Source organism: Salinarimonas sp. (genome assembly GCF_046292825.1).
GTDB lineage: Bacteria > Pseudomonadota > Alphaproteobacteria > Rhizobiales > Beijerinckiaceae > Salinarimonas.
This window is the reverse complement of the sequence record NZ_JBKBQG010000001.1, coordinates 32,422-46,376: the sequence shown is the minus strand read 5'-3', so window position 1 is coordinate 46,376 and position 13,955 is coordinate 32,422. Positions and strand designations below refer to the sequence as shown.

13 protein-coding genes are annotated in these 13,955 nt (G+C 70.6%); 9 read left to right on the top strand and 4 right to left on the bottom strand.

All coding sequences use genetic code 11. The features are described from left to right. Window positions 1-51: 51 nt before the first annotated feature. The 4 genes from ACK4UM_RS00220 to ACK4UM_RS00205 form a co-directional block, all read right to left on the bottom strand. Window positions 52-561, bottom strand: coding sequence for an MmcB family DNA repair protein (locus tag ACK4UM_RS00220; protein ID WP_409793921.1), 510 nt, complete (start codon window positions 559-561; stop codon window positions 52-54). 79 nt (window positions 562-640) lie between these two features. After that, window positions 641-2,197: a hypothetical protein gene (locus tag ACK4UM_RS00215; protein ID WP_409793919.1), complete on the bottom strand. Its 1,557-nt coding sequence runs from the start codon at window positions 2,195-2,197 to the stop codon at window positions 641-643. A 110-nt stretch (window positions 2,198-2,307) separates the two neighbouring features. Continuing rightward, window positions 2,308-3,369: an ABC transporter ATP-binding protein gene (locus tag ACK4UM_RS00210; RefSeq protein WP_409793916.1), complete on the bottom strand. Its 1,062-nt coding sequence runs from the start codon at window positions 3,367-3,369 to the stop codon at window positions 2,308-2,310. Between the two features lie 15 nt (window positions 3,370-3,384). Further along, window positions 3,385-4,197, bottom strand: coding sequence for an IclR family transcriptional regulator (locus ACK4UM_RS00205; protein WP_409793913.1), 813 nt, complete (start codon window positions 4,195-4,197; stop codon window positions 3,385-3,387). 121 nt (window positions 4,198-4,318) lie between these two features. Between ACK4UM_RS00205 and ACK4UM_RS00200 the strand changes: the two genes are divergently transcribed. From ACK4UM_RS00200 to ACK4UM_RS00160, 9 genes are all read left to right on the top strand, one after another. Beyond that, complete coding sequence (locus tag ACK4UM_RS00200; RefSeq protein ID WP_409793910.1) at window positions 4,319-5,578, top strand: extracellular solute-binding protein; 1,260 nt, start codon at window positions 4,319-4,321, stop codon at window positions 5,576-5,578. A gap of 147 nt (window positions 5,579-5,725) precedes the next feature. Further along, complete coding sequence (locus ACK4UM_RS00195; RefSeq protein ID WP_409794746.1) at window positions 5,726-6,643, top strand: carbohydrate ABC transporter permease; 918 nt, start codon at window positions 5,726-5,728, stop codon at window positions 6,641-6,643. Window positions 6,644-6,646: 3 nt separating this feature from the next. Continuing rightward, window positions 6,647-7,495, top strand: a complete 849-nt coding sequence (locus ACK4UM_RS00190) for a carbohydrate ABC transporter permease (RefSeq protein ID WP_409793908.1) — start codon at window positions 6,647-6,649, stop codon at window positions 7,493-7,495. A 13-nt stretch (window positions 7,496-7,508) separates the two neighbouring features. Continuing rightward, complete coding sequence (locus tag ACK4UM_RS00185; protein ID WP_409793906.1) at window positions 7,509-8,891, top strand: alpha-glucosidase/alpha-galactosidase; 1,383 nt, start codon at window positions 7,509-7,511, stop codon at window positions 8,889-8,891. After that, on the top strand, window positions 8,888-9,655 hold the full coding sequence (locus ACK4UM_RS00180; protein WP_409793903.1) for an SDR family NAD(P)-dependent oxidoreductase: 768 nt from the start codon (window positions 8,888-8,890) through the stop codon (window positions 9,653-9,655). Before ACK4UM_RS00185 ends, ACK4UM_RS00180 begins: the two co-directional genes overlap by 4 nt. Then, the gene (locus ACK4UM_RS00175) at window positions 9,655-10,584 is read left to right on the top strand and encodes a 2-dehydro-3-deoxygalactonokinase (protein ID WP_409793900.1); all 930 of its coding nucleotides are present in this window, start codon (window positions 9,655-9,657) and stop codon (window positions 10,582-10,584) included. The genes ACK4UM_RS00180 and ACK4UM_RS00175 overlap by 1 nt, the downstream gene beginning before the upstream one ends. Then, window positions 10,581-11,198: a 2-dehydro-3-deoxy-6-phosphogalactonate aldolase gene (locus ACK4UM_RS00170; RefSeq protein ID WP_409793897.1), complete on the top strand. Its 618-nt coding sequence runs from the start codon at window positions 10,581-10,583 to the stop codon at window positions 11,196-11,198. Before ACK4UM_RS00175 ends, ACK4UM_RS00170 begins: the two co-directional genes overlap by 4 nt. Continuing rightward, window positions 11,195-12,049, top strand: a complete 855-nt coding sequence (locus ACK4UM_RS00165) for an SMP-30/gluconolactonase/LRE family protein (RefSeq protein ID WP_409793894.1) — start codon at window positions 11,195-11,197, stop codon at window positions 12,047-12,049. The genes ACK4UM_RS00170 and ACK4UM_RS00165 overlap by 4 nt, the downstream gene beginning before the upstream one ends. Next, the gene (locus ACK4UM_RS00160; protein ID WP_409793892.1) at window positions 12,046-13,950 is read left to right on the top strand and encodes a beta-galactosidase; all 1,905 of its coding nucleotides are present in this window, start codon (window positions 12,046-12,048) and stop codon (window positions 13,948-13,950) included. Before ACK4UM_RS00165 ends, ACK4UM_RS00160 begins: the two co-directional genes overlap by 4 nt. The last annotated feature ends 5 nt before the right edge of the window (window positions 13,951-13,955 follow it).

Here is a 13,955-nt window from a genome sequence, read left to right as displayed (position 1 = left end):
GACCTGCGATCGCGCTTCGGGGTGTTCCAGCGGTGTCATCCCCGGCCCCCCTCAACCCTCCGACAACCCGCCCAGAAAGCCCCGCGCCTCGGGGTCCGTCGCGGCGTGGAGGCCGGCGGCGGCGGCGCGGGCGAAGCGTAGCGTCAGGGCCTTGCGGCGGGCGGGCGCGAGGGGGTGGTGGGGCGGCTCGCGCAGGATCTCCGCGCCGTAGCCGTCGGCGAGGATGAGCCCGGTCTCCGGCGGCAGGATGTCGAGGGGGGTCGACGCATCGACCGCGAAATAGAGCCGGTCGCAGAAATCGCGGTAATCCGGCCATTTCCGGTCGGCGCGGAAATCGCGCACGCTGGATTTGATCTCGACGATCGAGACGCAGCCGTCGCGCGCGAGCGCGATCACGTCCGCCCGCCGCCCCGAGCGCAGGGTGAACTCGCACAGGCTCGCGCAATCCATCGCCGCGAGCATCCGCCGCACGCCGCGCTGGATCGCGAGCGCGGCGGGCGATTGGCGGCCGTCGGGTCGCAGGCCGGGGAAGTCGTCGGGGAGAGGCGCGCTCGCAGACATGCGCCTCGTCTAGCACGACTGGACCGAAAGGGGAACAGACCGGGAGCGCGCGCGCACGCACGCCCCCTCCCCGGCCGGCTCAGGCGCGCTCGAAGGCGATGTCGTCCTCGATCACGGTCACCGGTCCCACCGGCAGGCGCTCGGGCTCGTCGACCTCGGCGCGGGCGAAGACGATGCTCTCCGCGTGGATCTTGCGCAGGACGTCGTTGAAGAAGTCGATCGTCAGCCATTCGCCGGCGCAGCGCCGATAGCCGAAGCCGAACGGTGCGAAGCCGGCATGATCGACGACGGGGAAATCGCGCCCCTCGACCGTCGCGAACACGGTGCCGAAGCCCGAATTCCTCATCAGCACGTCGCGCTCCTCCGGCATCTCCGCCGCGACGAGGGAGAACGGGCAGCGGGCGAGCCCGGCGCCGGCGCAGGCCTCCTCGTCGATCTGCGCGCTCGTCGGAACGCGCAGATAGCGGTCCGGATCGAAGGCCTGCGGGTCCTCCCAATGGCGCGGATCGTCGCTCGTCTCGGGATGCGGATGGAGGATGAAGGCGTGCTCCACCGGCTCGTCCTCCTCCTGCGCCACGGCGAGCGTCGAGAGGCTGCCCGTATTGGGCGAGATCGTGCGGAACAGCTCCATCGTCAGCCGATCGAGCCGCGTGAACGGGCCGTCCTCGTCGCGCACGTCGGGATCGGCGAGCGCCGCGTCGAAGGCGTCGCGCACCGCCGCGTCCCCGTTCTCGCGGTCGAGCCGGTCCATGATCCGATAGAGCGTGTTGCCCCATTGCGAGAAGGCGAGGAAATTGTGGAAGCACTCGAAGACCACGTCCTCGCGCCTGAAGTTCTCGCCGCCCCCGCCATTGACGAGCCAGTAATGGGCGATCGTCGCCTCGGGGTTCTCGACATTGCCGTCGAGGATGTCCTGCAGCCGCGCGTCGATCCAATCGCGCAGGCCGGGCCGCAGCTCGCGCACGCGCATATAGGCGCGGTAGACCTCCTCCGAGCGCGGGTCCCAGAAGCCGATCACCGCGTTGAAGGCGTTGCCGATCTCGCGCACCTCGGGCGGGATCGCGTCGTCGCGCACGCCCAGATGCAGGTCCCAGTAGAGATCCCAATAATCCTCGTAATAGCGCGCCATCAGCGGCTCGCCCTCGTGGGCGGGATCGAACAGGCGCTCGAGGAAGCGCGCGACCTTCGGGCGGTAATGGCGCTCGTAGAGATCGGGGGTGAGCGCGGAGGTGTAGATGCGCTTGCGGGCGTTGTCCGGCCCGCGATTCTCGAGACCCTGGAGGAAGACGGAGAGCCCCTCCTCCTCCATGGCCGGGCGCCAATCGTCGTAGAGCATCCCCCACAGATGCGGCGGGATCGCCGCCTCCTTCGAAAAGCCCGGCCCGATCATCGGCCAGGTGAGCCGCTCGCCGGCATAGAGGGTGGTGCGCGCGAAGGGCTCGACGGCGCCGCGCACATAGGCGGGGTCGAAGCCGAGCGTCATGCCGCCGCCCTGCCCGTGCACCGTCTGGGTGTGGGCGAGGGCGGGGGCGCGGCCGAGCGCTGTCGTCCCCGCGAGCAGGGCGCCGAGGCCGCCGAGAACGGCTCGGCGCGAGGGCGCGCGCGAGGGCGCGACGGGGCAGCTCATGCGAAACATGAAGTCGTCTCCACTGGCGATCGTTGCGGGCAGCGGCGCCGGGGGTACGCCGTGCCGCCAACGTGTGCCGGATGGAGGCGTTCCGGGGGCCGCGAGACGATCGCCGCCCCTCAGGCGCGCAGGCGGGCGCCGTCGCGCGCGCGGAAGAGCAACAGGTGCTCGGGGTCGACGGCGAGCGCGATGCGGGCGCCGGGCGGGTGGATCACATCGTCGCGGGTCTCGGCGACGAGCTTCTCGCCGGTGGGCGCGATCGCGTGCACGTAGGAGACGCCGCCGAGCGCCTCGGTCATCTCGACGCGGTGGCTCTCGCCGGGGAGGATGCGCAGGTGCTGCGGGCGGATGCCGACGACGACGGCCTCCTCGCCCGCCCCGCGCGCGGCCCCGCTCGGCACGAAGGCGTCGCCCAGCCCGGGCACCGACACGCTTCCGGCGCCCGCCCGCGCATCGAGGAAATTCATCGCAGGCGAGCCGATGAAGCCGGCGACGAAGCGGTTGTCCGGGTCGCGATAGAGGTCGAGCGGGCGCCCGGCCTGCTCGACGCGGCCGCCGCGGAGCACGACGATCTTGTCGGCGAGCGTCATCGCCTCGACCTGGTCGTGGGTCACGTAGACCATCGTCGCGCCGATCTCGCGATGCAGGCGCGCGATCTCGACGCGCATCTCGACCCGCAGCTCGGCGTCGAGATTGGAGAGCGGCTCGTCGAACAGGAAGACCTCCGGCCCGCGCACGATCGCGCGCCCGATGGCGACGCGCTGGCGCTGCCCGCCGGAGAGCTGCTTGGGCTTGCGGGAGAGATAGTCGCCGAGCCGCAGGATCTCGGCGGCGCGGGCGACCTTCTCGGCGATCTCGGCCTTGGGCCGACCGTTCATCTTGAGCCCGAAGCCCATGTTCTCGGCGACGCTCATGTGCGGGTAGAGCGCGTAGCTCTGGAACACCATCGCCACCCCGCGGCTCGCCGGATCGAGGCGGGTGACCTCGCGACCGCCGATGTGGATCTCCCCGCCCGTCGTCTCCTCGAGGCCGGCGATCATGCGCAGCAGCGTGGACTTGCCGCAGCCGGAGGGGCCGACGAACACGCAGAACTCGCCGTGCGCGACCTCGAGATCGACCCCGTGGACGACCTTCGCGTCGCCGAACGTCTTCACCACACCGCGCAGAGCGAGACCCGACATCGACTCGATCCTCCCCTAATCTGCCCCCGCCGCCCGCGCCTCCTCCGGAAAGCGCCAGCTCTCCATGTCGCCCGCGATCGCACGAGCCGCCGCCTGGAGGCGGGGCACGCGGGCGACGAGGGCGTCGAGTGTCGTGCGCGCGGTCGAGGAGGTGACGGAGAGAGCCCCCATGAGCCGGCCGGCGCGCGTGAGGATCGGCACCGCGGCGCAGATGATGCCGGGCTCGTGCTCCTCGTCGTCGACGGCGTAGCCGCACGCCCGCACGCGCGCGAGTTCGGCCTCGAGCGCATCGGCCTGCGTGATCGTGCGCGGCGTGAAGCGATGGAAGCTCTGCTGGGCGATCAGCTCGGGGCGCGAGCGCGGATCGACGACGGCGAGCATCGCCTTGCCGACGCCCGTGCAATAGGCCGGGCCGATCTTGCCCGCCTGGCTGAACATCTCGATCGGCTCGCGGGCATTGCGCTTGTCGACGTAGAGGACGTGGGCGTGGTCGAGCTGGGCGAGATGCACGGTCGCGCCGATCTCGGCCGAGAGCGCGTCGAGATGGGCGCGCGCGATCGGGGCGAGCGAGCTCTGCCGCCAGGCGGCGTGGGCGAGGCGCACGAGCCGGATGCCGAGCGCGTAGGTCTGCGCCTCCTCGTCGTAGGCGAGGAGATCCTGGGCGACGAGGGTGCGCAGGTGCCGGTAGAGCGTCGCCTTCGGATAGTGGCTCCTGGCGAGGATCGCGGTGAAGCGCACGGGGCGCCCGAAGCCGGCAACGAGCTCCAGCACCTCCACCGCCTTGCCGACCGTCCCGTCGCCGGCCTCCGCCTTGCGTCTCGCGTCCATTCCGTTCCCGCGCTTCCCAGGGTTGACAAAAGCCTATCCATTCGGTGAACTCGTTTCAAGAAGCAAAACCGAGTTTCGAATAATGAAACCCGATGGGGATCGGAACACGAGGAGGACGCGTATGCGAAAAGGCATTTCCGGCATTCTGGCGACGAGCCTCGCGGCCTTCGCGCTCGGCACCGCGCTCGCGGGCCCGGCGCAGGCAGAGGAGCTCACGGGCAATCTGCGGATCTTCTTCAACGACCTGAACCCGGCGCCGCGCTCGGCGATCGAGGGGCTCGTCGCCCGCTTCCAGGAGAAGCATCCGGGGCTCGAGATCGAGCTGACGGTGCTCGACCGCGAGGCCAACAAGACGCAGATCCGCAACTACCTCACCGCCAATCCGCCGGACGTGAACGCCTGGTATGCCGGCAACCGGATGCGGCCCTTCGTGGCGGCGGGCCTGTTCGAGGACGTCTCGGACCTCTGGGAGGGCGAACTCGGCGAGGCGCTCGCCTCAACGCGGCCCTCGATGACGATCGACGGCCGGCAATGGGGCGTGCCCTACACCTATTACCAGTGGGGGCTCTATTACCGCTCCGACATCTTCGATCGTCTCGGCCTCACCGCCGCGACGACCTGGGAAGAAGAGCTCGAGAATTGCCGCACGCTCCTCGAGAACGGCATCAAGTGCTACACGATCGGCACCCGCTTCCTGTGGACGGCCGCGGGCTGGTTCGACTATCTGAGCCTGCGCACGCACGGCTACGAGTTCCACATGGCGCTCACGAACGGGGAGATCCCCTGGACGGACGAGCGCGTGCGCGAGGTCTTCGCCAATTGGCGCACCCTCGTCGACATGGGCGCCTTCGTCGACAACCACACGAGCTTCACCTGGCAGGAGGCGCTGCCGTTCCTCGTGAACGGCGAGGCGGGCGCGTATCTCATGGGGAACTTCGCGGTGGCGCCGCTGCGCGACGCGGGGCTGACCGACGATCAGCTCGGCTTCGCCCAGTTCCCGCTGATCACCGCCGGCATCCCGATGGCCGAGGACGCGCCCACCGACACCTTCCACATCCCCGCCGGCGCCCAGAACAAGGAGGCCGCCCGCGCCTTCCTGCGCTTCGTCGTCGACCCGGAGAACCAGACGATCATCAACGAGGAGCTCGGCCAATTGCCGGTCCACCGCGACGCGCGCGTGGGCGACGACAAGTTCCTGCAGGCGGGCTTCGAGATGCTGTCCAACGCCTCCGCGCTCGCCCAGTTCTTCGACCGCGACGCGCCCGCCGAGATGGCGTCGGCGGCCATGGAGGGCTTCCAGGAATTCATGGTGCGCCCCGACAATCTCGACGCGATCCTGACGCGGCTCGAGCGCGTGCGCGAGCGGGTCTACCGGGAGTGATCGCGGACTAGCCGCCGCGCACCCGTCGTCCCGGACGCCGACGGCGATCCGGGCGACGCGGGCGAGCGCGGCATGCGCGCTCGGGCGGCTCGCGGGGACGCGACGCCGCTCGCCGAGACACGACGGACGAGGCTTCGCGCGATGCACATGACGGCTCCACCTGTGCGCGAAATGCGCGCGCGCGGCTTCTGGCGCGCCAACCAGCTCGCGCTGGCGCCGTTCCTGTTCCTGGCGCCTGGCGCGATCTTCTTTGCGATCTACGTCGTCGCGCCGATCTTCCAATCGTTCAACATCTCGCTCTACCAGTGGGACGGGCTCGGCGAGGCGCGCTTCATCGGGCTGCGGAACTACGAGGAGCTGTTCGACGATCCGGCCTTCTACACGTCGCTCACCAACAACGTGCTCTGGCTCGTCCTGTATCTGCTCGCGATCCCGGGCGGGCTGTTCATCGCCTTGTTCCTGAACCAGAAGGTCCGCTTCATCCGGCTCTACAAGTCGCTCTTCTTCTTCCCCTTCGTGATCTCGCAGGTCGTCGTCGGGCTCGTCTTCGCCTGGTTCTACAATCCCTCGATCGGGCTCCTGAACCCGATCCTGTCGCTCTTCGGGCTCGGGCCGGTGAACATCCTCGGCGATCCCGACACGGTCACCTTCGGGATCATCCTCGCGGGGCTCTGGCCGCAGACGGCCTATTGCATGATCCTCTACCTGACGGGGCTCAACGCGGTCGATCCCGAGCAGGTCGAGGCGGCGCGGCTCGACGGGGCGAAGGGCTGGCGGATGCTCTGGTACGTGATCCTGCCGCAGCTGCGCCCCGCGACCTTCATCGCGCTGGTGGTGACCGTGATCGGGGCGCTGCGCTCCTTCGACATGGTCTCGGTGATGACGAATGGCGGCCCGTTCGGCTCGAGCCGCGTGCTCGCCTATTACATGTTCGAGGTGGCGCTCTCGGAATTCGGCTTCCGGATGGGCTACGGGGCGGCGATCGCGGTGGTGCTGTTCCTGATCATGATGGTCTACGTCGCCGCCTTCCTCGCCAAGATGCATCGCGACGAGAGGGCGAGCTGAGCCATGTTCCCGACCCCAGTCGCCCGCACCGTCGCTCCCGTCCGCATCGGCTACCAGGTGCTCCTGCCGATCGCGCTCGCGATCTGGCTCCTGCCGCTCCTGATGGTGGCCCTGTTCTCGGTGAAGCCGGACGCGGATTTCGTCACCGGCAACATCTGGGGCCCGCCCTCGCGCTTCGACCTCCTCGCCAATTACGGGCGCGTCTTCACCGGCTCCGACATGCCGCGCTACCTCCTCAACTCGTTCCTCGTCACGGTGCCGACCGTGATCGGGGCGGTGGCGCTCTCCTGCATGACGGGCTTCGCGCTCGCCGTGTACCGGTTCAAGGGCGACATCTGGATCTTCTTCATGTTCGTGGCGGGCAATTTCGTGCCCTTCCAGATCCTGATGGTGCCGGTGCGCGACCTCACCCTCGAACTCGGCCTCTACGACACCCGCACGGGCCTCGTGCTCTTCCACATCGCCTTCCAGACCGGCTTCTGCACCCTGTTCATGCGCAACTTCATTCGCGCGCTCCCGCGCGAGCTGATCGAGGCGGCGCGGGTGGAGGGGGTGAGCGAGGTGCGGATCTTCTGGTACGTGGTCCTGCCGCTGATGAAGCCCGCCATCGCCGCGCTCGCGGTCCTGATCTTCACCTTCATCTGGAACGACTATTTCTGGGCGATCGTGCTCACGCAGGGCGCCGACAGCCAGCCGGTGACGGCGGGGATCACCGCCTTCAACAGCCAGTTCCGCGCCGCCTACAACATGATGAGCGCCGGCTCGATCGTCGCCGCGTTGCCGCCGGTGGCGATGTTCTTCCTGATGCAGAAGCACTTCATCGCGGGCCTGACGCTCGGAGCAGTCAAGTGACCGGAGCCGTGACATGACGCGGATCGCCTTCGTCGGCGCGGGCTCGACGGTGTTCATGAAGAACATCGTCGGCGACGTGCTCTCCCGCCCCGCCCTCGCGGACGCCACCGTCGCGCTGATGGACATCGACGAGAAGCGGCTCGCGGAGAGCGCGCTCGTCGCGCAAAAGCTCGTGGCGAGCCTCGACGCGCCGGCGCGGATCGAGACGCATACGGATCGCCGCGCGGCGCTGGAGGGAGCGGATTTCGTCGTGGTCGCCTTCCAGATCGGCGGCTACCGGCCCTGCACGGTGACGGATTTCGAGATCCCGAAGCGCTTCGGCCTGCGCCAGACGATCGCCGACACGCTCGGCATCGGCGGGATCATGCGCGGCCTGCGCACCGTGCCGCATCTGTGGGCGATCGCGCAGGACATGCGCGAGGTGTGCCCGGATGCGCTGATGCTGCAATACGTCAACCCGATGGCGATCAACACCTGGGCGATGGGGGCGCGCTTTCCCGACATCGCGCAGGTGGGCCTGTGCCATTCGGTGCAGGGGACGGCGGGCGAGCTCGCGCGCGATCTCGGCATCCCCGTCGATCGCCTGCGCTACCGGGTGGGGGGCATCAACCACATGGCCTTCTTCCTCGAGCTCGTCGAGCGGCTGCCGGGCGGGGGCGAGCGCGACCTCTACCCGCTCCTGCGCGAGGGCTACCGCGCCGGGCGCATCCCGCTCGAGAGCGCCTGGAACCCGCGCTGCCCCAACCTCGTGCGCTACGAAGCGATGATGCATCTGGGCTATTTCGTCACCGAGAGCTCGGAGCATTTCGCCGAATACGTGCCCTGGTTCCTCAAGAGCCACCGCCCCGACCTGATCGAGCGCTTCCGCATCCCCCTCGACGAATATCCCCGCCGCTGCGAGGAGCAGATCGCCGCCTGGGAGGCGCAGGCCGCGCGATACCGGGCGGCGGAGCGCATCGAGGTCGAACCGAGCCGGGAATACGCCGCGACGATCATGAACGCGATCGTCACCGGCGAGCCGGCGGTGATCTACGGCAACGTGCGCAATCGCGGCGCGATCCCGCAGCTGCCCGAGGGCGCGGCGGTGGAGGTGCCCTGCCTCGTCGATTCGAGCGGCGTCCAGCCGACCGTGGTTCCCGATCTCCCCCCGCAGCTCGTCGCCCTCATCCGCACCAATCTGAATGTGCAGGAGCTCACCGTCGCCGCGCTGATGACCGAGAGCCGCGAGCACGTCTATCATGCCGCCATGATGGACCCGCGCACGGCCGCCGAACTCGACCTCGCGCAGATCCGCGCCCTCGTCGACGCGCTGATCGCCGAGCACGGCGACTACATGCCCGCCTTCCTGCGCGACGCGACGCGCCCGACCCCTGGAACGAGAGAGCGCTCCCGATGAATCTCCCCCGCTTCCCCGATCTCGAGAACGCCTCCGTCTTTATCACCGGCGGCGGATCCGGCATCGGCGCCGCCCTCACCGAGGGCTTCCTGCGCCAGGGCGCGCGCGTCGCCTTCGTGCAGCGCTCGGACGCCTCCGGCTTCGTGGAGGAGATGGCGCAGGCGACCGGCAACCGCCCGCTCTTCATTCCTTGCGACATCACCGACATCGCCGCGCTCAAGGGCGCGATCGCGCGGGCCGCGGAGGCGCACGGGCCGATCCGGATCCTCGTCAACAACGCGGCGAACGACCAGCGCCACGCGACCGACGAGGTCGACGAGGCCTATTTCGATTGGGCGATCGCGATCAACCTGAAGGCCTATTTCTTCGCCGCGCAGGCGGTGATCCCCGGCATGAAGGCCGCGGGCGGCGGCTCGATCGTGAACTTCTCCTCGATCAGCTACATGATGGGCAATGCCGGCTACCCGATCTACACGAGCGCGAATTCCGGCATCAACGGGCTCACCCGCAGCCTCGCGCGCGAATTCGGCCCCGACCGCATCCGCGTCAACGCCCTCGCGCCGGGCTGGGTGATGACGCAGAAGCAGAAGGACAAATGGGTGACGCCCGAGGGGCTCGCCGCCCATCTCGAGCGGCAATGCCTGAAGGACACGATCGCGCCGCAGGACATCGTGCCCGGCTGCCTGTTCCTCGCCTCCGACGCCTCGCGGATGATGACCGGCCAGGCACTCGTCATCGACGGCGGCGTGGTGGTCACCGGCTGATGGGCGAACCGGCTGCAGAGCGGGACGCGGCGGACTGGATCGCCGTCGATTGGGGAACCTCCCGCCTGCGCGCCTGCGCGATGGGACCGGAGGGCGTGCGCGGACAGGCGGAATCGGAAGCCGGCATGGCGGGGCTCTCGCCGGACGCCTTCGAGCCGGCGCTCCTCGCCCTCGTCGAGCCCTGGCTCGCGCCGGACCGCGTCGTGCCCGTCATCGCCTGCGGCATGGTCGGCGCCCGCGAGGGCTGGGCGCCCGCGCCCTATGCGATGGTGCCCTGCCCGCCGCTCTCGCCCGATCGGCTCGTCGCGGCGCCCGCGCGCGATCGGCGGCTGCGCGTCTCGATCGTCCCCGGCCTCGCACAGGGTGCGCCGGCCGACGTCATGCGCGGGGAGGAGACGCAGATCGCGGGCTTCCTCGCCGCCGAGCCCGGTTTCGAGGGCGTCCTCTGCCTGCCCGGCACGCACACCAAATGGGCGCGCGTGGCGCAGGGCCGCGTCGCCTCCTTCGAGACGCACATGACGGGCGAGCTCTACGCGCTGCTGTCCGAGCGCTCCGTGCTGCGCCACGGCCTCGGCGCGTCGGACGCCTTCGACGAGGGCGCCTTCGACGAGGCGGTCGCGGCGGCGCAGGCGGCGCCCGAGCGGCTGTCGGCGCGGCTCTTCGCGATCCGCGCGGAGGGGCTCCTCGCCGGGCTGCCCCCCGCCCGCGCCCGCGCCCGCCTCTCCGGCCTCCTGATCGGCACGGAACTCGCCGCGACGCGCGCGCTCTGGACGGGGGCGCGTGTCGCGATCGTGGGCGCGCCGTCGCTGTCGCGCCTCTATGCCCGCGCGCTCGCGGCGCTCGACGGCCCGCCGCGCCTCGCGGACGGGGCCGAGATGACGCTTTCGGGCCTTGCGCTCGCGCATGCCCAGACCGGAGATACGCCGTGAGCCGCCCCCTCGTCGCCATCCTGCGCGGCATCACCCCGCCGGAAGCCGTTCCCGTCGCCGAGGCGCTCGTCGCGGCGGGGATCGACCGCATCGAGGTGCCGCTGAACTCGCCGCAGCCGTTCGAGAGCCTGCGCCGCATGGTCGACGCGCTCGGGTCCCGCGCTCTGTTCGGCGCAGGGACCGTGCTCGACGTCGCCTCGGTCGCTGCGGTGAAGGAGGCCGGCGGGCGGCTCGTGGTGTCGCCCAATTGCGACCCGGACGTGATCCGCGCGGCGAAGGCGGCGGGGCTCGTCTCACTGCCCGGCGTCTTCACCGCGACCGAGTGCTTCGCCGCTCTGCAGGCGGGCGCCGACGGGCTCAAGCTCTTCCCCGCCGCGCAGGCGGGCCCCGCGACGGCCAAGGCGCTCATGGCGGTTCTGCCGAAGGGCACCGAGATCTTCGCCGTCGGCGGCGTCGGCCCGTCCGATTTCGCGACCTGGCTCGCTTCCGGCGCGACGGGCTTCGGCATCGGCACGGCGCTCTACGAGCCGGGGCTGCCGGCGGCGCAGGTCGGCGCGCGGGCGCAAGCCATGGTGGCTTCATTCGACGAGGCGAGAACGGGAGGCACACGATGATCTTCGACCACACCCCGTGCGAGCTCGGCGAGGGCCCGCTCTGGCATCCCGAGCGCGGCGCTCTGTTCTGGTTCGACATCCTCGCCGGCCATCTCCACGGCGAGGGGCGGGTGCGCTCCTTCGGCGAGCCGGCCTCCGCCGCCGGCTGGATCGACCGCGCGCGGCTCCTCGTCGCGACGAGCACGCGCCTCCTCGTCCTCGATCTCGAGACGGGCGCCGAGCGCGTGCTCGCGCCGCTCGAGGCGGACGACCCGAGCACCCGCTCGAACGACGGCCGCGCCGACCGGCAGGGCGGCTTCTGGATCGGCACGATGGGGCGTCGCGCGCAAGCGGGCGCGGGCGCGATCTACCGCTACCATCGCGGGGAGCTGCGCCGGCTCTATCCCGGCATCACCATCCCGAACGCGATCGCCTTCACCCCCGACGGGCGCGCCGCCCATTTCACCGACACGCCGACGCGCCGGGTGATGAAGGTCGCGCTCGACGCGCAGGGCTGGCCGTCGGGCGAGCCGGAGACGTTCCTCGATCTCGCCGCGGAGGAGCTGAACCCCGACGGCGCGGTGATCGATGCGGACGGCGTCCTCTGGATCGCGCAATGGGGCGCGTCGCGCGTCGCCGCCTATGCGCCGGACGGATCCTTCCTGCGCGCGATCGCCTTCGACGCCCCGCACACCTCCTGCCCGGCCTTCGGCGGGGCGGATCTCGGCGATCTCTATTGCACCACCGCCCGCGAGAATCTCGACGCGGCCGGCCTCGCCGCTCATCCCGATAGCGGCAAGACCTTCGTCGCCCACGGCATCGGCCGCGGCCTGCCCGAGCCGCGGGTGATCCTGCCCGAGGAGAGCGCATGACGCGCGCGCTGGGAATCTGCTATTACCCGGAGCACTGGCCGGAGGAATGGTGGGCGCGCGATGCGCGGCGCATGGTCGAGGCCGGGCTGAGCCTCGTGCGCATCGGCGAATTCGCCTGGTCGCGCCTGGAGCCGGAGCCCGGCCGGCTCGCGCTCGACTGGCTCGACCGCGCGATCGCGACGCTCGGTGCGGCGGGCCTGCGCGTCGTCCTCGGCACGCCGACCGCGACGCCGCCGCGCTGGATGCTCGAGCGCCATCCCGACATGCTCGCCCACGACGCGCGCGGGCAGCCGCGCCGCTTCGGCTCGCGCCGGCATTATTGCTTCAGCCACGAAGGTTATCGGCGCGAATGCGCGCGCATCGTCGAGATCCTGGCCCGGCGCTACGGCGATGATCCGCATGTCGTCGCCTGGCAGGTCGACAACGAATACGGTTGCCACGACACCACCCGCTCCTATTCCCCCGCCGCGCGCGACGCCTTCCGCGACTGGCTCGCGCGAAAATACCAGTCGCCGCAGGCGCTGAACCGCGCCTGGGGCAACGTGTTCTGGTCGATGGACTATCGCTCCTTCGAGGAGATCGAGCTGCCGAACCTCACGGTCACCGAGCCGAACCCGGCCCACGCGCTCGATTTCCGCCGCTTCGCCTCCGAGGAGGTCGTCTCGTTCAACAAGCTGCAGGTCGACATCCTGCGCCGGCACACGCGGGCGCCGATCCTGCACAATTACATGGGCCGCGTGCTCGACTTCGACCATTACGCGGTCGGCGCCGATCTCGACATCGCGACCTGGGATTCGTACCCGATCGGCTTCCTCTCGGACCGGCTCGAGGCGGAGCCCGCGCACAAGGCGCGCTACCTGCGCCAGGGCGACCCCGATTTCCAGGCCTTCCACCACGATCTCTACCGCGCGGTCGGCCGCGGGCGGCTCTGGGTGATGGAGCAGCAGCCCGGTCCCGTGAACTGGGCGCCCTACAATCCCGCGCCGCTGCCGGGCATGGTGCGACTGTGGGCCTGGGAGGCCTTCGCGCACGGGGCGGAGGCGGTCTGCTTCTTCCGCTGGCGTCAGGCCCCCTTCGCGCAGGAGCAGATGCATGCCGGCCTCCTGCGCCCCGACGACGCCCCCGCGCCCGGCCTCGCCGAGGCGGCGCAGGTCGCGCGCGAGATCGCGGCGATGCCCGACGTCGGCACCGCGCCGGGCACGGTCGCCCTCGTCTTCGATTACGAGAGCGCCTGGGCCTGGGAGGTGCAGCCGCAGGGCGCGGACTTCGACTATTTCCGCCTGTGCTTCGCCTTCTATCGGGCGATGCGCCGGCTCGGGCTCGACGTGGACGTCGTGCCGCCCTCGACCGCGGATCTCTCGCCCTGGCGCGTCGTCGCGATCCCCGGCCTCGCCACCCTGCCGGACGCGCTCGCGGGCGCGATCGCCAGGCACGACGGGCGGGTGCTGGTGGGGCCGCGCACGAATGCGAAGACCGCCGACTTCGCCATTCCCGTGCCCCTTCCCCCGAATCTGCCCGGCCTCGACGCGCGCGTCGCCCGCGTCGAGAGCCTGCCTCCGGACGTCGCGGTGAGGCTGCCGGCCGGCGGCGCGTTCCGGCATTGGCGCGAGGTGCTGGAGGGCACCGCGCACGTGGTCGAGGAGACCGCCGATGGTCTACCCGCCCGCATGCGCGCGGGCGCGATCGACTATCTCGGCGGATGGCCCGATGCCGCAGCGCTCGCGCGCATCCTCGGCGAGGCCTGCGACGAGACGGGGATCGCGACGCTGACGCTGCCGGAGGGCCTGCGCCTGCGCCGAACGCCGCACCACGTGTTCGCCTTCAATTACGGACCGGAACCCGTGGACTGGGACGGGCGGAGCGTTCCGGCCGCGGGCGTGGACATCGTCGCGCGCCGCTGACCCAT